Annotated in this window: 19 protein-coding genes; 10 read left to right on the top strand and 9 right to left on the bottom strand. The window is 64.4% G+C overall.

Annotated features, from left to right (window positions below):
- Positions 1-27: 27 nt before the first annotated feature.
- Positions 28-597 carry a type II toxin-antitoxin system PemK/MazF family toxin gene (locus tag RHODMAR_RS13625; RefSeq protein ID WP_008715454.1) on the bottom strand — a complete coding sequence of 190 codons (570 nt, stop codon included), beginning with the start codon at positions 595-597 and terminating at the stop codon, positions 28-30.
- 149 nt (positions 598-746) lie between these two features.
- On the opposite strand from RHODMAR_RS13625, the gene lepA reads away from it, so the two are divergent.
- Positions 747-2,594 carry a translation elongation factor 4 gene (lepA, locus tag RHODMAR_RS13630; RefSeq protein ID WP_051048027.1) on the top strand — a complete coding sequence of 616 codons (1,848 nt, stop codon included), beginning with the start codon at positions 747-749 and terminating at the stop codon, positions 2,592-2,594.
- 187 nt (positions 2,595-2,781) lie between these two features.
- On the opposite strand, the gene RHODMAR_RS13635 is transcribed toward lepA, so the two are convergent.
- Positions 2,782-4,221 (bottom strand): HNH endonuclease signature motif containing protein, encoded by a 1,440-nt coding sequence (locus tag RHODMAR_RS13635; protein ID WP_008715458.1) that lies wholly within the window; start codon positions 4,219-4,221, stop codon positions 2,782-2,784.
- Between the two features lie 156 nt (positions 4,222-4,377).
- Between RHODMAR_RS13635 and RHODMAR_RS13640 the strand changes: the two genes are divergently transcribed.
- Positions 4,378-5,385, top strand: coding sequence for a nitronate monooxygenase (locus RHODMAR_RS13640; protein WP_008715460.1), 1,008 nt, complete (start codon positions 4,378-4,380; stop codon positions 5,383-5,385).
- A gap of 43 nt (positions 5,386-5,428) precedes the next feature.
- Here RHODMAR_RS13640 and RHODMAR_RS13645 read toward each other — a convergent pair whose 3' ends face one another.
- Positions 5,429-7,474 carry a glycoside hydrolase family 15 protein gene (locus RHODMAR_RS13645; protein WP_042939145.1) on the bottom strand — a complete coding sequence of 682 codons (2,046 nt, stop codon included), beginning with the start codon at positions 7,472-7,474 and terminating at the stop codon, positions 5,429-5,431.
- A gap of 93 nt (positions 7,475-7,567) precedes the next feature.
- Here RHODMAR_RS13645 and RHODMAR_RS13650 point away from each other — a divergent pair, with 93 nt between their 5' ends.
- The 6 genes from RHODMAR_RS13650 (at position 7,568) to RHODMAR_RS13670 (ending at position 11,973) form a co-directional block, all read left to right on the top strand.
- Entirely contained in the window at positions 7,568-7,795 is a 228-nt protein-coding gene (locus RHODMAR_RS13650; protein WP_008715465.1) for a hypothetical protein, read from the top strand.
- A 142-nt stretch (positions 7,796-7,937) separates the two neighbouring features.
- Entirely contained in the window at positions 7,938-8,027 is a 90-nt protein-coding gene (locus RHODMAR_RS29495) for an Ms4533A family Cys-rich leader peptide (protein WP_332307770.1), read from the top strand.
- Between the two features lie 177 nt (positions 8,028-8,204).
- Positions 8,205-9,227 (top strand): sulfate ABC transporter substrate-binding protein, encoded by a 1,023-nt coding sequence (locus RHODMAR_RS13655; RefSeq protein ID WP_008715466.1) that lies wholly within the window; start codon positions 8,205-8,207, stop codon positions 9,225-9,227.
- Positions 9,228-9,233: 6 nt separating this feature from the next.
- Positions 9,234-10,127: a sulfate ABC transporter permease subunit CysT gene (cysT, locus tag RHODMAR_RS13660; protein WP_081605995.1), complete on the top strand. Its 894-nt coding sequence runs from the start codon at positions 9,234-9,236 to the stop codon at positions 10,125-10,127.
- Positions 10,124-10,927, top strand: coding sequence for a sulfate ABC transporter permease subunit CysW (gene cysW, locus RHODMAR_RS13665; RefSeq protein WP_008715470.1), 804 nt, complete (start codon positions 10,124-10,126; stop codon positions 10,925-10,927). The genes cysT and cysW overlap by 4 nt, the downstream gene beginning before the upstream one ends.
- Positions 10,924-11,973 (top strand): sulfate/molybdate ABC transporter ATP-binding protein, encoded by a 1,050-nt coding sequence (locus RHODMAR_RS13670; protein ID WP_008715471.1) that lies wholly within the window; start codon positions 10,924-10,926, stop codon positions 11,971-11,973. The genes cysW and RHODMAR_RS13670 overlap by 4 nt, the downstream gene beginning before the upstream one ends.
- Here RHODMAR_RS13670 and RHODMAR_RS13675 read toward each other — a convergent pair.
- From RHODMAR_RS13675 to RHODMAR_RS13695, 5 genes are read right to left on the bottom strand one after another with little or no spacing between them, the layout of a single operon-like run.
- The gene (locus RHODMAR_RS13675; protein WP_008715473.1) at positions 11,954-12,736 is read right to left on the bottom strand and encodes a sirohydrochlorin chelatase; all 783 of its coding nucleotides are present in this window, start codon (positions 12,734-12,736) and stop codon (positions 11,954-11,956) included. The genes RHODMAR_RS13670 and RHODMAR_RS13675 overlap by 20 nt on opposite strands.
- Positions 12,733-14,028, bottom strand: coding sequence for a sulfate adenylyltransferase subunit 1 (locus RHODMAR_RS13680; RefSeq protein ID WP_008715476.1), 1,296 nt, complete (start codon positions 14,026-14,028; stop codon positions 12,733-12,735). The genes RHODMAR_RS13675 and RHODMAR_RS13680 overlap by 4 nt, the downstream gene beginning before the upstream one ends.
- A complete protein-coding gene (gene cysD, locus RHODMAR_RS13685) occupies positions 14,028-14,972 on the bottom strand; it encodes a sulfate adenylyltransferase subunit CysD (RefSeq protein ID WP_042939148.1) in 945 nt (314 codons plus the stop codon). Before cysD ends, RHODMAR_RS13680 begins: the two co-directional genes overlap by 1 nt.
- Positions 14,969-15,667, bottom strand: coding sequence for a phosphoadenylyl-sulfate reductase (locus RHODMAR_RS13690; protein WP_008715480.1), 699 nt, complete (start codon positions 15,665-15,667; stop codon positions 14,969-14,971). The genes cysD and RHODMAR_RS13690 overlap by 4 nt, the downstream gene beginning before the upstream one ends.
- 8 nt (positions 15,668-15,675) lie before the next feature.
- Positions 15,676-17,394: a nitrite/sulfite reductase gene (locus RHODMAR_RS13695; RefSeq protein WP_008715482.1), complete on the bottom strand. Its 1,719-nt coding sequence runs from the start codon at positions 17,392-17,394 to the stop codon at positions 15,676-15,678.
- 362 nt (positions 17,395-17,756) lie between these two features.
- Between RHODMAR_RS13695 and hemW the strand changes: the two genes are divergently transcribed.
- Entirely contained in the window at positions 17,757-18,968 is a 1,212-nt protein-coding gene (hemW, locus tag RHODMAR_RS13705; RefSeq protein WP_008715484.1) for a radical SAM family heme chaperone HemW, read from the top strand.
- 78 nt (positions 18,969-19,046) lie between these two features.
- Here hemW and RHODMAR_RS13710 read toward each other — a convergent pair whose 3' ends face one another.
- Positions 19,047-19,352: a type II toxin-antitoxin system VapB family antitoxin gene (locus RHODMAR_RS13710; RefSeq protein WP_008715485.1), complete on the bottom strand. Its 306-nt coding sequence runs from the start codon at positions 19,350-19,352 to the stop codon at positions 19,047-19,049.
- A gap of 133 nt (positions 19,353-19,485) precedes the next feature.
- Between RHODMAR_RS13710 and hrcA the strand changes: the two genes are divergently transcribed.
- On the top strand, positions 19,486-20,529 hold the full coding sequence (gene hrcA, locus RHODMAR_RS13715; RefSeq protein WP_008715488.1) for a heat-inducible transcriptional repressor HrcA: 1,044 nt from the start codon (positions 19,486-19,488) through the stop codon (positions 20,527-20,529).
- Positions 20,530-20,622 lie beyond the last annotated feature (93 nt).

The raw sequence follows: 20,622 nt of genomic DNA on the forward strand, positions 1-20,622 counted from the left end.
CTGCAGGAGTGCAAAAGGCGCACGACGTCAGTTCCAGCCGAAGTCGCGGCGCAATCGGTTTGCCACGGAATCGAATTGGGGCTTGCTCAGAATCGCACCCTCGCGGCGGATCCCGTCCTCGGGCACGTCGAGAACCCGGTCGAGGCGAATCCAGCTCGGTCGACCCTTGGCGTCCCAGGAACCGGACCCGATCGACTGCCAGTCGCGGTCGCCGTCGCGGCTGCTCTGGCTCGACAGCATCAGGCCGAGCAGGTCGTTGCCCTCACGCCCGACCACCAATACCGGGCGGTCTTTGCCCTGGTTGGCGTCTTCCTCGTAGGTGACCCACGTCCAGACGATCTCGCCCGGGTCCGCCTTGCCATCCAGGTCGGGGGAGTACTCGATGGTGCGGGCGCGCTGGGCGGTCGGTCTGGTCTGCGACGCCACCGGCCGACCGGGGCGCGGTCCTGGAGCGGACGCATTCGTCGTCGTTCCGCTGATCGCGTCCTTGCCCTTCTGCAGAGCGCCGGACTTCTGCAATTGACGGAAGAGGCGCGGGCCCTCGCGCATCGCGATCTTGCCCAGTTCCTTGCCGAATCTGCTCCAGTTGCCAGCCATGCGGCGAGTGTAGCGATCCCGCCGCTGCTGCTCACAGCGCGAACCGCAGCAGGAGAGCACCCGAGTCGGACAGCCGGGGACGGCGCACCGTTGTCGGCGTGGGACCATGGACATACCCGTTCGCTCATTTCGAACACGCCAGCCGAAGGATACGAGTGCCCAGCTTCGCCGACACGACGTTCACCGATCCGTCCAGGATCAGGAACTTCTGCATCATCGCCCACATCGACCACGGTAAGTCGACGTTGGCAGACCGGATGTTGCAGCTGACGGGCGTCGTCGACGATCGGTCGATGCGCGCGCAGTACCTGGACCGGATGGATATCGAGCGTGAGCGCGGAATCACCATCAAGGCGCAGAACGTACGGTTGCCCTGGGTTGTCGACGGTGAGGAATTCGTTCTGCACCTCATCGACACGCCCGGACACGTCGACTTCACCTACGAGGTCTCCCGCGCGCTGGAAGCCTGCGAAGGAGCAGTGCTGCTCGTCGACGCTGCACAGGGCATCGAGGCGCAGACGCTCGCCAATCTGTACCTGGCTCTCGACAAAGAGCTCACCATCATTCCGGTGCTCAACAAGATCGACCTACCCGCAGCCGATCCCGACCGCTACGCCGCCGAGATCGCGCACATCATCGGGTGCGAGGCCGACGAAGTATTGCGCGTATCCGGTAAGACCGGTGTGGGCGTCGAGGAATTGCTCAACGAGGTCGTCAAGCTGGTTCCGGCTCCGGTCGGCAACCCCGACGGCCCGGCTCGCGCCATGATCTTCGACTCGGTGTACGACACCTACCGCGGCGTCGTTACCTACGTCCGCGTCGTCGACGGGGCGCTCAACCCGCGCGAGAAGGTCACGATGATGTCGACCGGCTCGACGCACGAGCTGCTCGAGGTCGGGATCGTCTCGCCCGACCCGAAAGCCACCAAGGGCCTCGGCGTCGGCGAGGTGGGCTACCTCATCACCGGTGTGAAGGACGTTCGTCAGTCCAAGGTCGGCGATACCGTCACCACCTTCCGCAAGGGCGCGACCGAGCCCTTGACCGGCTACCGCGAGCCTCGGCCGATGGTGTATTCGGGTCTTTACCCACTCGACGGTTCGGATTATCCCGACCTGCGTGACGCGCTCGAGAAACTGCAACTCAATGACGCGGCCCTCACCTACGAGCCGGAGACCTCCGTTGCTCTCGGCTTCGGCTTCCGCTGTGGGTTCCTCGGACTGCTGCACATGGAGATCACCCGCGAGCGGCTCGAGCGTGAGTTCAATCTGGATCTGATCTCGACCTCGCCGAACGTGGTCTACCGAGTCGAGATGGAAGACGGTGCCGAGCACATCGTCACCAACCCCTCGTACTGGCCCGACGGCAAGGCGCGGGAAGTGTTCGAGCCGATGGTCAAGTGCACGATCATCTCGCCCAGCGAATTCATCGGCTCCATCATGGAGCTCTGTCAGGGACGCCGTGGCGAGCTCGGTGGGATGGACTACCTGTCCGAGACCCGCGTGGAGCTGCGCTACACGATTCCGATGGCCGAGATCATCTTCGACTTCTTCGACATCCTGAAATCCCGCACGCGTGGATACGCCAGCCTCGACTACGAGGAGATCGGTGAGCAGAGCGGTGCGTTGGTGAAGGTCGACATCCTGCTGCAGGGCGAGGCCGTCGACGCGTTCTCGGCGATCGTGCACAAGGATGCTGCTGCCGCCTACGGAAACAAGATGACGACCAAGCTGAAGGAACTGATTCCGCGTCAGCAGTTCGAGGTGCCGATCCAGGCCGCCATCGGATCGCGCATCATTGCTCGCGAGAACATCCGCGCAATCCGTAAGGACGTGTTGGCCAAGTGCTACGGCGGCGACATCAGCCGTAAGCGCAAACTGCTCGAGAAGCAGAAGGAAGGCAAGAAGCGGATGAAGACGATCGGTCGCGTCGAAGTGCCGCAGGAAGCCTTCGTCGCCGCGCTGTCTTCGGAGTCCTCCTCCGACAAGCCCAAGAAGTAAGCCGGCACAAGCGCTGGTGCCCTCGGGTGGCCCGCATCGAAGCACTGCATGCTCGCTGCCCTGGCCCCACTGGCGGCCGTTCCAGCTGCATGCTGATCGGTCCTTCCGTTTGCCGAAGTAGCTGCAACACAATCTTTTCCGGCCCCGCACCGTGTTCTCGGTGCGGGGCTGGAATTGTTTAGGGGTTTCAGGCGATGTGGGGGCCTGCTCGGGCGTGGGATTGTCGGGGTTGCCGGTGGGGGTCGACGGTGGCCGGTGGGATGAACCAGGGGTGGTTGTCGGCGGCGATGAACACTTCCCAGTCACTGTGGTGGATCAGTCGGTGGTGGAATCCGCAGAGGAGAACGAGGTTGTTCATGTCGGTGGGGCCGCCGTCGGCCCAGTGCCAGATGTGGTGGCCTTCGGTCCAGGCGGCGGGTTTGCCGCAGCCGGGGAAGGCGCAGCCGTGATCGCGCGCTGTCAATGCTCGTTTCTGTTTGGCGGTGACGGTGCGGGCGGTGCGGGCGAGGTTGAGTGGGTTGCCTGTGTCGTCCATGACGATGGCGGTGAGGATGCAGTCGCAGGCGAGTTGTCTGGAGGTGTTGCGCGAGAGTGGTCCCATCCAGGGCAGCCAGCCGACAGAGGTACCGTCGCCGAACATGTCCCGATACGCGCCGCGATCAGGGGTCGGCACGGTATCACCGTCACAACGATCGCGGCTGCCGCTGGCGCAATGATGGCCGCTGCCGCTGGCATCATCGTCGCGGCTGCCGCTGCTTCCGCAGTCCGGTCCGGTGGCGTTGTCGCAATCATCGCCGCTGCCGCTGCCGCTGCCGCTGCCACTGCCACTGCCGCTGTCGCTGCCTGCTGCGCTTGCTGCGGTGCCGCGGAGGTCGGTGAGGTCTTTCAGTCGGATGTGCAGGTTGACGTGGGGTTTGTCGCCGCCTTCGGTGGGGCGGTCGCTGGAGGCGAGGTAGTGGTCGAGGATCTGCCCGAACGCATCCGCCCTGCGCTTGGCGGGACTGCGGGGGTCTTGGGTGCCGTCGACGGCAGGGCGGGGTTCGGTGAGGGGTGAGAGTGCGGTGAGCAGTTTTTCTCCGGTGACGGCATCGAAATCCCCTTTGAGTGCCAGGCGCCCGTTCAGGGTTTTCGAGGCGAAGAGTTCGTTGCGGTCGGTGTCCTCGGCGGGTGGCTTGTTGCCGCCGTAGAGGTCGTTCAAGCGGGTGATCGCCGCGCGCAGTGGGCCGGTGCGGGCGTCGGGTCCGGTCGCGGCTTTGATCAGCGCTGCCCGGGCCATATCTCGCCCGACCTGCGGTAGGTGTTCGGGTGGGGTTTCGGCGAAGTCGAGGATCAGGGCGGCGTGGTCGAGGGACATGACACCGGTGTTCACGGCGTCGGCGATGTCGGGGAAGGCAGCCATTCCACGGCCGAGGGCGAGAATCTTGTTGGCTTTTCCTGCCGAGAGCAGGGTGGTGGAGGTGAGCCAGCCGGCGGGGCCGGGGAAGCCGAGTTTCTCGCGGGAGACGCGGGTGTCGATTTCGGCGACGAGGGCGATCCGCCGGGCTTCCAACAATTGGATCTGGTGGGAGACCTCGGCGGCGGCAGCGAGGAGTTGGTCCTCGCTCAGTTGCCAGATCGCTGTGGTCATGCCATGAAGTGTATCGAACGTGCGTTCGACTGGCAATGATGATCGAATCCAAAACTATTGCTGTGCTTAACTATTCGCAAACCTAAACCTGTCGGTGGCGCGTGGTAGAGATCGGGTATCGCTTTCGAGGGCGGGGAGCGAGTAGATTTCGAACCTGTGACTACGCCGATACTGAAGCAGTTGCGTGTTCCGGTTGTCAGTGCGCCCATGGCCGGCGGCCCCAGTACTCCCGAACTTGCACGCGCGGTCTCGGAGGCCGGTGGGCTCGGCATGATCGCCGGGGCACTACTCACGCCCGAAGGATTTGCGGCGCAGGTCGATTCGATTCGCGGCGTGACATTCGGCGTCAATCTCTTTCTTCCGGAAGAACCGTCCGGTGCCGATGTGCAGTCCTACGCCCAGCATCTGGCGCCCTGGTTCGAGCGGTTCGATATCGAACCAGGGGAACTGGTGCGCCGAGACGACTACTACGCCGAAAAGTTCGCCTGGCTGCTGGCGCATCCGGTGCCGATGGTGTCGAGTACATTCGCGACGTTCGATGCGGACGAAGTCGCTCGGCTGCATGCAGTCGGGACGGAGGTGTGGGCCACCGTCGCCACCGCGTCCGATGCGTCGGTGGCCACCGCGAACGGAGTCGATGCGCTCGTGGTGCAGGGACCCGAAGCGGGCGGGCATCGAGGTACGTTCGACGGCTCGGCGCCGGAGCAGCCCTTGACGGAACTACTGGCCGCGGTGCGCGAGATCTCCGAACTACCCCGAGTCGCGGCCGGCGGACTCATGGACGGAAACGACATCGTCCCGCTGCTCGATTCGGGTGCAGCACACGCCGCACAGTTCGGCACGGCGTTCCTGAACACGCCGGAGGCCGGTACCAAACCGATACATCGCCAGCAGCTGACACTTGCGTCCGACACTGCAGTGACGAGGGCCTTCTCCGGTCGTCCAGCGCGAGGTCTGGTGAACGACTTCATGCGAGAGAACTCGGCGGTTGCGCCGGCGGCGTTTCCCGACCTGCACTACTTGACCGCGCCCTTGCGTGCGAAGGCAGCAGCGATCGGCGACCCGTCTGCACTGTCGATGTGGGCGGGCACTGGTCATCGCCGAGTGCAGGCCATGCCCGCGGCCGAGCTGATCGCCGAATGGGCGAGGCAACTCGGCCGCTGAGCTCTGGACACTGCGGGCCCTGACTACTGCGGGCCCTGGCTGATCAGGGGTTGGCGTGGGCCGGCTGGAAGTGTCCCGATACCTGAGCCTCCTCGGCGCGGATGACGTGCACCACCGCATTGATGAGTGCGAGGTGAGTGAATGCCTGCGGGAAGTTGCCGAGGTGACGGCCGGTGCGGTGGTCGATCTCCTCGGCGTAGAGCTTGAGCGGGCTCGCGTAGCCGAGGAGCCGTTCGCAGAGGTGCTTCGCGCGCGGGAGTTCGCCGATCTCCACCAGTGCCGACACCAACCAGAACGAGCAGATCGTGAACGTTCCCTCCTCGCCCGCCAGACCGTCGTCGGTGGTGTCTGTTCGATAGCGGAGAACCAGGCCGTCCTCGGTCAACTCGTCGGCAATGGCGAGCACCGTCGAGCGAATGCGTTCGTCCTCGGCCGGTAGGAACCGCAGTAGCGGCGCGAGGAGCAGTGAGGCATCGAGCGAGTCGTCGCCGTATCGCTGGGTGAGCACACCGCGGGAGTCGGTGCCGTTCTCGAGAATGTCTTCCTTGATCTCGTCGGCGATCTTGCTCCACTTGGCGGCGTACTCGTTCTCACCGTGGATCTCGGCGAGCTTGGCACCGCGATCGAGCGCGACCCAGCACATCAGCTTCGAGGACGTGAAGTGCTGCGGCTCACCGCGTACCTCCCAGATCCCACGATCTGGTTTGCGCCAGTTGGCTATCGCCTCCTCGACCTGGCGCTTGAGCAGGGGCCACAGGAACTCCGGAACATGTTCGCGCGATTTGACGTGCAGGTACACCGAGTCGAGCATGGTGCCCCAGATGTCGTGCTGCTCTTGGTCGTAGGCACCGTTGCCGATGCGGACCGGGCGCGCACCGTCGTAGCCGGACAGATGTGGCAGCTCCATCTCGTCGAGGGTCTTCTCGCCGCCGATGCCGTACATGACCTGCAGCGGATTGACCCCGCCGTCGGCCGTCGTTGCGACGTCGGACATGAACGCGAAGAAGTCGTTGGCTTCCCGGTCGAGTCCCAGGGTGTACAGGCCCCACAAAGCGAATGTGGAGTCGCGTACCCACGTGTAACGGTAGTCCCAGTTACGTTCTCCACCAGGAGTTTCCGGAAGCGAAGTGGTCGACGCGGCCAACAGTGCCCCGGTCGGCGCATAGGTCAGGCCCTTGAGCGTCAGGGCGCTGCGCTGAAGGTAGCCGCGCCACGGGTGATCTGGGAATCGGCCGATCGTGATCCATTGCCGCCAGCATTCCGAGGTCTTCCACATCTTGTCCGAGGCCTCCTCGAACGTCTGCGGCGCAGGCAGGTCGGACCATGACAGGGCCACGAACACGTTGTCGCCCTCGGTCAAGCGGGTGCGTGCTCGTGCCTCCCGCCCCTCGATCCCGATCCGCAGATTGGTGGTCAATTTCAGGGTGGGCTGATCGCCGTCAGCGCTCGCGGCGCAGGTTGCGGTCGTCTCCTCGTACACCTTTCCGGTGTACTCCCACGTGGCCGGAGCTCGGTGGTAGTCGAAGGCGGGCTCGCAGCTCATCTCCAATTCGACTGTGCCGCTGACGCATTTGATGGTCCTGAGCAAGATGTGCTCGGCATCCCAGTCGCTCGGTGCGCGCTTGTGGGTGCGCGAGCGTTGATCGGTGTTGTGCCATGGGCCCATCACCAGGGCATCTCGCACCGTGATCCAGCCGGTCTCGGTCTGCCAGGTGGTCTCCACGATCAGGCCACCGGGCAGGTAGCGGCGAGCGGCCGGGACCGATTGGCCGTACGGCCCGACGCGAAAGTGGCCAGCACTGCGATCGAGAACCGCTCCGAAGACACTGGGGGAGTCCGGCCGGGGCACACACATCCACTCGACGGACCCGTTGCGCGCGATCAAGCAGGTCGTCTCGCAGTCCGAAAGGAACGCGTAATCGTCGATCGGAGGAAAGGCGCTGCGAGTGGACGTCAGGGTCGATATCGGCGCGTCGGTACTGCCCAACGCGCCCTGAACTTCGACTCCACCCAAATCTGGATGCCCCGATCCCATCGCGGGTTCATCGGCCACCGGGGGCACGGGCGAAAGATTTTCGAATGCCGTCATCGACCAATCATCGACGTATCGATTTCATTCGTCCACTGCTGGTCGTCGATCGGCGTGGCGTGGGCGCGGAGCCGGCTGGTTTAAACTGCGAGGGTGGAACCTGTTGCACGGTGGTGGGACGGCGTCGAACTGTGGATCACCGGCTTGCCGTTCGTCCCGCAGTCGATCGTCGTTCTGCTGGTCATCGTGCCATCGGCGTTCCTGTTGGCACGGGTGTTCGATCGCCTGCTCGCTGTGGTTCTGCGCCTGCTCGGGCGCGATGCCCGTGCTGCTCGGGAGGCGGAGTCGACGGCCTCCATCACGACGAAGGATGGACAGTAATGCCACGGTCTCGGGTCACGTTGGCGCTCATCGCGCTGCTGGTGCTGGTTGTCATCGCCTGGCTGCTCACTCGGTAGCCTCTCGGTGGCGGGCGGCTCCGCTGAATTAGAGTCCGTCCTGTACCTCTGCTAGATTTCTGACCGTGTCTTCTGCCGCCGAGTACTGCGTCCGCCACGAGTTGGCGTTGATTGCTGTCGGCATGCTGGCAGTCGCCGATATCGACTGTTGTTGATTCTTCCTTCGTCGAATCGGCTGTCTCGGTCCGCTCGCGTTCTGCGCTGGGCCGGTCACGTTCTCTCTACTGCCTCAGGTGATCGCGGGCGCAGTCGTGGTGGCCTGATTCGCCTGGGGATTGTTCACTTCCGCCGGCTCGCTCTCAATTCAGACCATCATGAAAGGCCCTCTCCCGATGAGGCATCGCTCTCGTTACCTGCTGACCACGTTCGCTGCCGTGGGAGCGCTTGTGCTCACTGCGTGCAACGGCGGGTCGAGTGACGTCGTCGGCGGCGAGCCGGACACCGCCAGCGGTCCTTCCTTGACGCTCGTCGGCTATGCGGTACCCAAGAATGGTTGGGACGCAATCGGTTCGGCATTCGCGGCGACCGAGGACGGTGACGGTACGGCGATCAATGCCGACTACGGCCCGTCGGGTAACCAGTCTCGCAAGGTGGCCGACGGAGCGCCCGCCGATATCGTCAATTTCTCGGTGGAGCCGGATATCACGCGACTGGTCACGGCGGGCAAGGTCGACGAGAACTGGAACCAAAACGCCTACGGCGGAGTGCCGTTCGGGTCGGTGGTGACGATCGTCGTGCGCGAGGGCAATCCAAAGAACATTCGTACCTGGGATGACCTGATCAAACCCGACGTTCAAGTCATCAGTCCCAGTCCACTCAGCTCTGGTTCTGCCAAGTGGAACCTGCTCGCTCCCTATGCGGCAAAGAGCAACGGCGGTCAGGACAAGCAGGCCGGTCTCGACTTCGTGCGCACTCTCGTCTCCGATCACTTCCCGGTGCAGCCCGAATCGGGCCGCGCCGCCACCGAAGCGTTCCTGCAGGGGCAGGGGGATGCGTTGCTGAGTTACGAGAACGAGGCGCTCCTCATCGAAGAGCAGGGGCAGAAGGTAGAGCACGTCGACGTTCCCGCTACGTTCCGGATCGACAACCCGGTTGCAGTGATCAACAGCAGCGCGAAACTCGACCGCGCGAACGCTCTGAACGATTTCGTGTACTCCGACGAGGGACAGAAGATTTGGGCGGAGGCCGGCTTCCGGCCGGTGAACCCGGAGATCGCCTCGCAATACTCCGACAAGTTCTTCACCCCCGACAAGCTTTACACCATAAATGATCTCGGCGGCTGGACGCAGGTGGACGCAGATCTGTTCGGCGACAACGGGGCGATCGCGACGATCTATCAGGAAAGTACTCGGTAGCGATCGATGTCATCTTCGAGCACCGAAGCCGCAACAGTGGGTTCGATCGTCCCTCCCGACACGAGCCCTCGGTTCCGTGCCGGCCGAGAAGGACGGAAGTTCCGGGGTCCTGGATCGGTGGGGCCACTCGGTCTCGGCGTCGCCGTGCTGTGGCTCAGCGTCATCGTGCTACTTCCGTTGGCCGCATTGACGGTTCAGTCGTTCGACGACGGTATGGCCGGATTCTGGGATGCGGTCACCGAGCAGAGAGCAGTGGCCACCTTCAAGGTGACACTTCAGGTGTCGATCGCGGCAGCAGTGCTCAATCTGTTCCTCGGCACGCTCATCGCCTGGGTGCTGGTGCGGGACGAGTTCCCCGGAAAGCGCTTCGTCAATGCGCTGATCGATCTGCCGTTTGCGCTGCCGACCATCGTCGCCAGCCTGGTACTTCTCTCGCTCTACGGGCCGGCGAGCCCGATCGGGCTGGTGTTCAACGCAACCAAGCCGGCAGTCGTCGTCGCGCTGTTGTTCGTCACGTTGCCGTTCGTGGTGCGTGCGGTGCAGCCCGTGCTGATCGAACTCGACAAGGATGTCGAGGAGGCAGCGGCCTCGCTCGGCGCGAACAACTGGACCATCTTCCGCCGTATCGTCCTGCCGGTGCTGTTGCCCGCGGTGCTGTCGGGCGGGGGCCTTGCGTTTGCCCGCGCCATCGGCGAGTTCGGGTCGGTGGTGCTCATCGGTGGCAACATCCCCAACGACACTCAGGTCGCCTCGCAGTACATTCGTGAGCTGATCGAGTACGACCGCGCTACCGACGCCGCAGCAATCTCGGTGGTGTTGCTGGCGATCGCCTTCGCGGTGTTGTTCGTCCTGCGTGTGGTGGGCAATCGTCTGGCCCGACGTGAGGAACAGATCTCGTGAAAATCGGCCTGCCGGTCAAGCTGACCCTGCGCACCGTCGCACTGCTGTATCTCGCCGTCCTGGTGCTCCTTCCGCTCGGAACCATTCTGTACCGCACGTTCGAGGACGGGATCGTCACGTTCTGGGAGCAGATAACGACTCCGGCCGCGCAGTCGGCCCTGCAGCTGTCGTTGTTGATCGTGGCCATCGTTGTTCCGATCAACATCGTGTTCGGTGTGGTCACTGCTCTCGCGCTCGTGCGGGGACGGTTCCGCGGCAAGGGGGCGCTCGAGGCGATCGTAGATCTGCCGTTCGCGGTGTCCCCGATCATCACCGGCGTTGCGCTGATCCTGCTGTGGGGTGCCAACGGATGGTTCGGCGGCGTCGAAAGTCTGGGCTTCAAAGTTATTTTCGCGCTTCCGGGCATGGTCATCGCCACAATCTTCGTCACCCTGCCGTTCGTCGTCCGTGAGGTCGAACCGGTGCTCTACGAAATCGGAGAAGAGCAGGAAGAGGCCGCCTCTACGCTGGGCGCGTCGTCCTGGCAGACGTTCTGGCGCATCACCCTGCCGGCGATCCGGTGGGGTCTGACCTACGGCGTCGTGCTCACCGTCGCGCGATCTCTCGGCGAGTTCGGTGCCGTCATCATGGTCTCTACCAACCTGCCCGGAATCTCGCAAACACTGACGCTGCTGGTCAATTCACGGTACGAGGACTTCAATCAACAGGGCGCATACGCGGCGTCCACGCTGCTGATGGCGATCGCCGTCATCGTGCTGCTGTTGATGACTGCCCTCGACAAGAAGAGGACGAACAAATGACCGAGAGATCCCCGGAGATCGAGATCTCCGTCGTCGGCGCCAACAAGCGCTACGGCGACTTCGCAGCGCTGGACAATGTCGGCATCGACATTCCCAAGGGGTCGTTGACGGCGCTGCTGGGCCCCAGTGGCTCGGGCAAGTCCACTCTGCTGCGCTCCATCGCCGGCCTCGAGCAGCTCGACTCCGGCCGCGTTGTGCTCGCCGGCCAGGACGTGACCTGGGTGAGTCCGCAGCGCCGTGAGATCGGCTTCGTCTTCCAGCACTACGCAGCGTTCAAACACCTCACCGTGCGAGACAACGTCGCGTTCGGTCTGCAGATTCGCAAGCGGCCCAAGGCCGAGATCGCCAAAAAGGTCGACGAGTTGCTCGAGATCGTCGGGCTCGCGGGCTTCCAGAGTCGCTACCCGGCGCAGCTGTCGGGCGGACAGCGCCAGCGGATGGCGTTGGCCCGTGCCCTTGCCGTCGACCCACAGGTGCTCCTTCTCGACGAACCGTTCGGCGCACTCGACGCCAAGGTGCGGGCCGACCTCCGGACATGGCTGCGGCGACTGCACGACGAAGTGCACGTGACCACTGTGCTGGTGACCCACGATCAGGAAGAGGCGCTCGACGTCGCGGATCGAATCGCAGTGCTCAACAAGGGAAGAATCGAACAGATCGGTACCCCGGAAGATCTCTACGACCGTCCGGCCAACAACTTCGTGATGTCGTTCCTCGGCCAGGTCGCGAAGTTGAACGGAGTTCTCGTGCGCCCGCACGATATTCGCGTCGGGCGCGATCCGTCGTTGGCACAGGCCCAGGCCAGCGGAACGGCTGAATCGGCCGGAGTGACGCGTGCAATCGTCGAGCGTGTGGTGCGTCTCGGTTTCGAGGTGAAGGTCGAGCTGAAGAACGCCGCCACCGGGGAACCGTTTGCCGCCCAGATCACCCGCGGCGACAGTGAGGCCCTCGGACTTCGCGAGGGCGACACCGTCTACGCGCGAGCGACTCGGGTACCGAAGATCGCCGACGCCACCGATCCGATTGCTAGTGCCCCAGTTCGCTGAACCGGTGCGGCAGAGCGTCGGCCGCAGGCACCGAAGCGGCACGAGCGACTGCGGTGTCGTAGCGGCGCGAGGCCAGTTCGGCGACCGCGGGATGGGATCCGATGACGTCGGCGAACACCACGTTCGGCTCCTCCGTGAGAAGCCGCGACACTCGGTCGGTCAGTTTGCCAGGTGCCAGAAACCAGGGCGCCACCACGATGCGAGTGGCACCCATGGCGCGTAATTGGACGACGGCCTCGGTGGGGGACGGCGAGGCCGATGTCGCGAAGCACGTGAGGGCCCCGGCCCAGCCGGTGCCGGCGAGTAGCGTCTCGGCCACCGCCCGGGTGCGCTGATTGGCCGTCGACACCGATGAACCGACTGCGGACAGGGCAACCCCGACCGTCGAATCACCCTGTGCAACGCCGGTTTCGAGGATCCGATCCCGAACGGCGTCGATCAACACCGGGTCGTCGCCCAACACATCGGACTGTTCGATCGACACCCCGGGATGACGAGTCCGCGCTGCGCCGAGTAACTCGGGAAGGTCGACTCTCGCGTGAAATGCGCTGCCGAGCAACAGTGGGACCGCGACCATGCGAGTGTGCCCTGCCGCGGCAAGATCGTCCACGACCGTGTCGACGTCGGGTTCGGTGAGGTCGAGAAACGCGACGCGCACGTCCAGATCCGGTCGCCGCCGACGCAGAACGTCGACGGCGAGGTGGATGGTGGCACCAGAACGAGTGTCGCGGCTGCCGTGAGCAACCGCGATCAGTGCAGTCATGCCGGAACTGCCGACCCCAGCTCGACTGCAGCCAGCGCGTTGCCGACGAGCCCGGCTGCCAGCGTGTTGCCACCGGCCGGATCGATCAGCAAGAAGCTGCCCGTGTGCCGGTTGACGGCATAATCGTCGGCCACGATCGGTTCGGCAACCCGAACGGAGATTCGGCCGATCTCGTTGAGTTCCAACGACTCGGGGCTCTCCTGCGCAGTGAGCTCCTGCTCGTCGAACCGCTCGACGAGAGTTCCGACGATGGCCTGTGTCGTGCGGGTTCCGTGCTTGAGGAGCAGCCGAGCCCCTGGCCGGAGCGGCTTCTCGGCGAGCCAGCACACGGTGGCCTCGAAGTCGCCGATCGGCTCGGGTGCGTCGTGCGGGGAGGCGATGGTGTCGCCGCGCGAGACATCGACGTCGTCGGCGAGGACCAGAGTGACGCTGCGGCCGGCGTGAGCCGTCTGCAATTCGCCGTCCGCAGTATCGATACGCTCGACCGTCGTTCGGGTACCGGAAGGCAGAATGACAACCTCGTCTCCGACGTCGACGGTGCCTGCTGCGACCTGCCCGGCGTAACCGCGATAGTCCGGGAATTCTGCTGTGCGCGGACGGATCACGTATTGCACGGGGAATCGAAGACCGACACGGTGTGGCTCGGCGTCGACCGGTACCGACTCGAGGTGCTCGATGAGGGTGGGCCCGTCGTAGTACGGGGTCTTGTCGGATTTCACCGCCACGTTGTCGCCGTGCAACGCGGACACGGGGATCTCGATGACGTCCTCGCTCGACCAGCCCAGCGATGAGGTCAGCGAGGTGAACTCGGCGGAGATTTCCGCGAACACCGTTGCGGGGTCCTCGACCAGATCGATCTTGTTGACGGCGAGTACCAGGCGCGGAACGCCGAGCAGCGCCAGAACGGCTGCGTGCCTGCGGGTCTGAGTGATCACGCCTTTGCGGGCATCGACGAGCAGGATGACCAGCTGAGCCGTCGACGCGCCTGAGACGGTGTTGCGGGTGTACTGCACGTGGCCGGGAGTATCGGCCAGTACGAAGGAGCGCTGCGGCGTCGCGAAGTAGCGGTAGGCGACGTCGATGGTGATGCCCTGTTCACGCTCGGCGCGCAACCCGTCGACCAGGAGCGACAGGTCCGGTGTGGCCAGACCCTTGTCCACCGAAGCCCGGGTGACCGCGTCGATCTGGTCTGCGAGAACTGATTTGGTGTCGTACAACAGTCGTCCGACGAGGGTGGACTTGCCGTCGTCGACGCTACCCGCGGTGGCGAGGCGAAGAAGTTGCGTGCTCATCAGAAGTATCCCTCACGTTTGCGGTCTTCCATCGCCGCTTCGGACACGCGGTCGTCGCCGCGAGTGGCTCCTCGTTCGGTCAGCCGTGACGCTGCGACCTCGGCGAGGATTGCTTGGTTGTCGGCGGCCTCGGACAACACGGCACCGGTGGTGGATCCGTCGCCGACGGTGCGGTAACGCACCGACAGGGTCTGTAGCTCCTCGCCCTCGGCCGGTCCGCCCCACACTCCCGGGGTCATCCACATGCCGTCGCGTTGGTACACGGGCCGTTGGTGGGCGTAGTAGATGCTTGCCAGTTCCACGTCGTCGCGGGCGATGTAGCGCCAGATGTCGAGCTCGGTGAAGTTGCTGAGCGGGAACACCCGTACCTGCTCACCCGGGGAATGTTTGCCGTTGTACAGGTTCCACAGCTCGGGACGCTGCTTCTTGGGCTCCCATTGGCCGAAGGCGTTGCGCAGCGAGAAGATCCGCTCCTTGGCGCGAGCGCGTTCCTCGTCGCGTCGCGCACCGCCGAAGACGGCGTCGAAACGATTCTCGGAAATCGCGTCGAGGAGAGGCACGGTCTGCAGCGGATTGCGGATGCCGTCGGGACGCTCGCTGAGACGACCGTCGGCGAGGTACTCCTCGACGCTGGCCACGTGCAGTCGCAGGTTGTACTTGGCGACCACGTGATCGCGGAAGTCCAGTACCTCCTGCAGGTTGTGGCCGGTGTCCACGTGCAGCAATGCGAAGGGTAGGGGAGCAGGCCAGAACGCCTTGATTGCCAAGTGCAGCAGGACGGTCGAGTCCTTGCCACCGGAGAACAGGATGACAGGGCGCTCGAACTCGCCCGCAACCTCACGGAAGATGTGAATCGCTTCGGATTCCAGTGCGTCGAGGGTGTCGAACCGATCGGCGTCGAGATGGGCTCGACCGACAGTGGCCGAGGTGAGGTCGAGTGTCATGAGGCGTGCAACCCACATTCGGTCTTGGCCTTGCCGGCCCAACGACCACTGCGCGGGTCGGCGCCGGGGGCAGGTTTGACGGTGCACGGTGCGCACCCTATGGACGGATATCCCTCGTCGACGAGGGGGTTGACCAGAATCGAATGTTCGTCGATATAGGCCTGCATCTGCTCGTCCGACCACGGTGCGATCGGGTTGATCTTCACCAGACCGAAGGCGTCGTCGAACGAGATGAGGGGAGCGTTGGCCCGGGTAGGGGCTTCGACCCGCCGGATGCCGGTGACCCACGCGCTGTAGTTCGCCAGTTCCTTCTTCAGTGGCGCAACCTTGCGCATAGCGCAGCAGCGGTTCGGCTCGCGGGCGAACAGGTCCTTGCCGTCGATCGAATCCTGTTCTGCAACAGTCTTCTCGGCGCGCGCATTGACGACTCGCACCCCGTAGACGGACTCGACGGCGTCGCGCGTGCCGATGGTCTCGGCGAAGTGGTAGCCGGTGTCGAGGAAGAGCACGTCCACACCCGGGTGCACCTGTGCGGCGAGGTGGACGAGAACGCCGTCCTGCATGTTGGAGGCGACGATGAAGTCGTTACCGAAGTTCTCTTCGGTCCACTGCAGCAGCTCCAGTGGGCTCGCACCGTCGAGGTCGCGGGCACCGCGATCGGCGATGTCCTTCAACTCGTCGACCGTCAAGTTCATCCTGGTACTCATCGCAAATCCGCCTCGTCTGCTCGCACGGCCCATTGAGCGAACCGTTCGCCGTTGTCGCGGTGCTTGTCGAAATTGCGCACCACTCTGTCGATGTAATCTCCCAGATCGGAGCTGTTGACCTTGTGCTGGCGCAACTTTCGGCCGAACGCACTGTCGAGTCCGAGGCTGCCTCCGAGATGAACCTGGAAACCCTCTATCTGATTCCCGGCACCGTCGTCGACCAACATGCCCTTGAAGCCGATGTCGGCGATCTGCGATCGAGCGCACGAGTTGGGGCAGCCGTTGATGTTGATCGTGATCGGCACGTCGAGTCGACTGTTGATATCGGCCAGGCGCTCTTCGAGCTCGGGCACCAGAACCTGTGAGCGCTTGCGGGTTTCGGCGAACGACAGCTTGCAGAACTCGATGCCGCTGCACGCCATCAGGTTCTTGCGCCAGTGCGAGGGCCTGGCCGGCAGACCCAACGCATCGAGGTCGGAGATCAGCTGCTCGAGCGTCTCGTCCGGAACATCGAGGACGATCAGCTTCTGATAGGGGGTGAAGCGAACCCGATCCGACCCGGCCTTCTCGGCGGCATCGGCGACGGCGGCCAGGATCGTGCCCGAAACGCGTCCGGCGATGGGCGCGACTCCGACCGCGTTGAGGCCGTTCTTGAGCTTCTGGATGCCGACGTGATCACGAGGCCGCGCCGGCTTCTCGGGCGCAGGACCGTCGATGAGCTTGCGGTGCAGGTATTCGTCCTCGAGGACCTGACGGAACTTCTCGATGCCCCAGTCCTTGATGAGGAACTTCAAGCGCGCTTTGGTGCGGAGCCGGCGATAGCCGTAGTCACGGAAGATCGAGACAACGCCCTCCCAGACATCGGGGACCTCCGCGAGGGGAATCCAGACGCCGACGCGTTGCGCGAGCATCGGATTCGTGGACAGGCCGCCGCCGACCCACAGGTCGAGTCCGGGACCGTGCTCGGGATGGTTAACGCCGATGAATGCGCAGTCGTTGACCTCGTGCACCACGTCCTGCAGGCCGGAGATCGCCGTCTTGAACTTGCGCGGCAGATTCGAGTACTCGGGCTTGCCGATGTAGCGCTCGACTATCTCGTCGATGGCCGACGTGGGGTCGAGAATCTCGTCCACGGCCTCACCCGCGAGCGGGGAACCGAGCACCACGCGTGGGCAATCTCCGCACGCCTCGGTGGTCTTCAGACCGACCGCTTCGATCCGACGCCAGATCTCGGGGACGTTCTCGACCTCGACCCAGTGGAACTGCACGTTCTCGCGATCGGAGAGATCCGCGGTATCGCGGCCGAACTCCTGCGAGATCTGCGCGAGAGTACGAAGCTGCGCCAGATTCAACGCGCCGGCGTCACACCGGATACGCATCATGAAGTACTTCGCCTCGAGCAGGTCGATGTTGTCGTCACCGGTGAAGGTGCCGTCGTAGCCTTGTTCGCGCTGCGTGTACAGACCCCACCAGCGGAAGCGGCCACGAAGATCGCCCCTGTCGATGCTGTCGAAACCCTGCTTGGAGTAGATGTTCTCGATGCGGGCCCGCACGTTGAGGGGATTGTCGTCCTTCTTGGACTGCTCGTTGGCGTTCAGTGGCTCCCGGTAACCCAGTGCCCACTGTCCCTCGGCTCGACGCTTGGTCGGCCGCGGCGTGCGCTCCCGTGGTGTGACGGAGACAGCGTCGGTGGTCGCGTCGCTGGTCGACGACATGCAATGCTCCTGCATCTTCTGTGCTGGCCGGCTCCTGCGTGCGCAGGCTTCCGCGGCGTTGCGGGGAGAACTGCGTTCACGACGGAAGGTGAAGAGCCGGTGGATCGAATGGACGTGCTCGAAGGAGGCTGGTCAGCAGCCGGTCGTGTATCGACACGACGCGCTGCAGACACGGCCGAGATCGACGTGGCGGCGGGCCACGAGTCGAATTCCTGAGTCGGTCACGGGTGCCATTGTGCCACGTCATCGGGCCGATGCCGACCGCGGCGGCTATTTACCCAGATTTCGAGGTAAATAGGCTGGCAGAGCCTCCGGGCGGCGGGTGGGGTGAGTCGGCCGTGGCCTCTGGGAGACTGGAGAGCGTGAATACCGTCGTACCCGCCCCGTCCACCTTCGAGCTGCCGATCGAGGCATTCGACGGAGTGGGGGACCGAGCGTTCGGGATCTACGTGCACGTTCCGTTCTGTGCCACGCGCTGCGGGTACTGCGACTTCAACACCTACACAGCGGGCGAACTGGGCACGTCGGCGTCGCCGCAGTCCTGGTTGGAAGGACTGCGGCGCGAGCTCGACGTCGCCGCGGCCATGATCGAGGCGGGGACGGGCCGCGTTCCGACGGCAGACACCGTCTTCGTCGGCGGTGGCACACCGTCCCTGCTCGGCGGCGACGGTCTGGCCGACGTCCTCGGTGCGGTCCGGTCGAGCTTCGGCCTCACCGACGGCAGTGAGGTGACCACGGAATCCAACCCGGAATCGACGTCTCCGGAATTCTTCGATCGTCTCCGCGACGCAGGCTTCACCCGGGTCTCGCTGGGAATGCAGTCCGCCGCACCACATGTGCTCGCTGTCCTCGATCGCACCCACACGCCGGGTCGGGCCGTTGCCGCGGCCGGGGAAGCCCGCGCGGCAGGCTTCGATCACGTCAATCTCGACCTCATCTACGGCACCCCCGGCGAACGAGACAGCGACCTCGATCAGTCCCTCGCCGCGGTACTCGAGGCAGGCGTCGACCACGTTTCGGCCTACGCGTTGATCGTCGAGGACGGTACCGCCATGGCACGCAAGGTCCGCCGCGGTGAGCTGCCCGCCCCCGCCGACGATGTGCTGGCGAGTCGATACGAGCGCATCGATACGGCCATGAACTCCGCGGGTCTGTCCTGGTACGAGGTATCGAACTGGGCCACCGACGCCGACGCGCAGTGCCGCCACAACATCGGCTACTGGGATGGCGGCGACTGGTGGGGTGCCGGCCCGGGAGCGCACAGTCATATCGGCGGTACCCGGTTCTGGAACGTCAAGCACCCGGCTGCGTATGCCGATCGCCTCGCTACCGGGCAGCTGCCGGTGATGGGCAGTGAGTTGCTCAGTGCCGAAGACCGACACCTGGAGGAATTGATGTTGACCGTCCGGCTTCGCTCCGGACTGCCGATGAGCCTGCTCGGTCCGGCCGAGCGTGCCGCGGCCGAGCAGACCGTCGCGGACGGGTTGATGCTCCGGCGCGGCGACCGGCTGGTACTCACCGACCGAGGTCGGTTGCTCGCGGACGCAGTGGTCCGCAGCATCGCTGCGGCCTGAAGGCCAAATTCCGGACGTGACTGTTTTTCAGGGCCTTCGTACCCTCAGGCACCCAGTGTTTTCAGGGCCTTCGTACCCTCAGGCACCCAGGGCGTCGTAGTCGAACACTCTGGCGTGCAACACCGTTCGATTTCGTAGTGCAGCACGCACTGCGCGGTGCAAACCGTCTTCCAGGTAGATGACCCCGCGGAACTGCACAGCGTGGGGGAAGAGATCGCCGTAAAAGGTGGAGTCCTCGGAGAGCAACCGATCGAGTTCGAGCACCTTCGTCGTGGTCACGATCTCGTCCAAACGCAGCTGACGTGGCGGAATTCTCGACCAGTCCCTGATGGAGAGCCCGTGCTCGGGGTACGGCTTTCCGTCACGAACACCTTTGAAGATCATCGCGCGCCCGGAGCCGCTGGACCGAATCGAAAGTCTGTTTCCACTCGGACCACAGTAAGGCCTTGCACGAGCGGGCGTCGGTCGGCTACTAGACTCGAGCGGCGATTGAAAACGAGAACGGAGGTGGGCACCGATGTCGAGCACCGACGACAGGCGGTTCGAGGTTCTACGAGCGATCGTGGCGGACTACGTGTCCACCCAGGAACCCGTCGGGTCACGGGCTTTGGTCGAGCGGCACAGCCTGGGCGTGTCGAGTGCAACCGTGCGCAACGACATGGCCGTCCTCGAGGCGGAGGGGTACATCGCCCAGCCACACACCAGCTCCGGTCGCGTACCTACCGACAAGGGCTATCGCCAGTTCGTCGATCGGATCGCCGACGTCAAGCCGCTGTCGGCGGCCGAACGCCGCGCCATCCTGGAATTTCTCGAGAACGGTGTGGACCTGGACGACGTACTGCGACGCGGCGTCCGACTGCTGGCTCAGTTGACCCGGCAGGTCGCCGTGGTGCAGTACCCCACTCTGTCGGCGTCCTCGGTCAGGCACCTCGAGGTGGTCGCGCTCACTCCGGCCCGGTTGCTGTTGGTGCTGATCACCGACTCGGGTCGAGTCGATCAACGCATCGTCGAACTCGGTGACGTCCTCGACGACGAGAATCTGTCGCAGCTGCGCCGGCTTCTCGGTAGCGCCCTGGAGGGTAAGCGTCTGGCTGCTGCATCTGCCGCCGTGGCCGAACTGGCCGAGAATTCCCCGCCCGGGCTGCGCGACGCCATGATTCGTTCGGCCACGGTGCTGGTGGAATCGCTGGTCGAGCATCCAGAAGAACGCCTGGTTCTCGGCGGCACAGCCAACCTGACTCGCAACGCCGCGGACTTCGCGGGAGACGCGGGGTTTCCCGGATCGCTCCGAGCGGTACTCGAGGCACTGGAAGAGCAAGTGGTGGTGCTCAAGCTGCTCGCCGTGACACAGGACACCCGCACCGTGACGGTGCGTATCGGCGAGGAGACGCAGGTCGAGGAGATGCGTGGAACGTCGGTGATTTCCACCGGATACGGCTCTGCTGGCATGGTCCTCGGAGGAATGGGTGTTCTCGGGCCTACCCGAATGGACTACCCAGGAACAATCGCGTCGGTCGCCGCGGTTGCCAGATACATCGGCGAGGTCCTGGCCGAGCGCTGAGACCAGCACGAACTGATCGAACACCGGCAGCGGGGGCAGGGCCGCCGGCACGCAGCATCAACGGACGAGATTTATTTTCTAGGACGAAAGAGA

The sequence above is a fragment of the Rhodococcus sp. AW25M09 genome (genome assembly GCF_000333955.1).
Classification (GTDB): Bacteria; Actinomycetota; Actinomycetes; order Mycobacteriales; family Mycobacteriaceae; genus Rhodococcoides.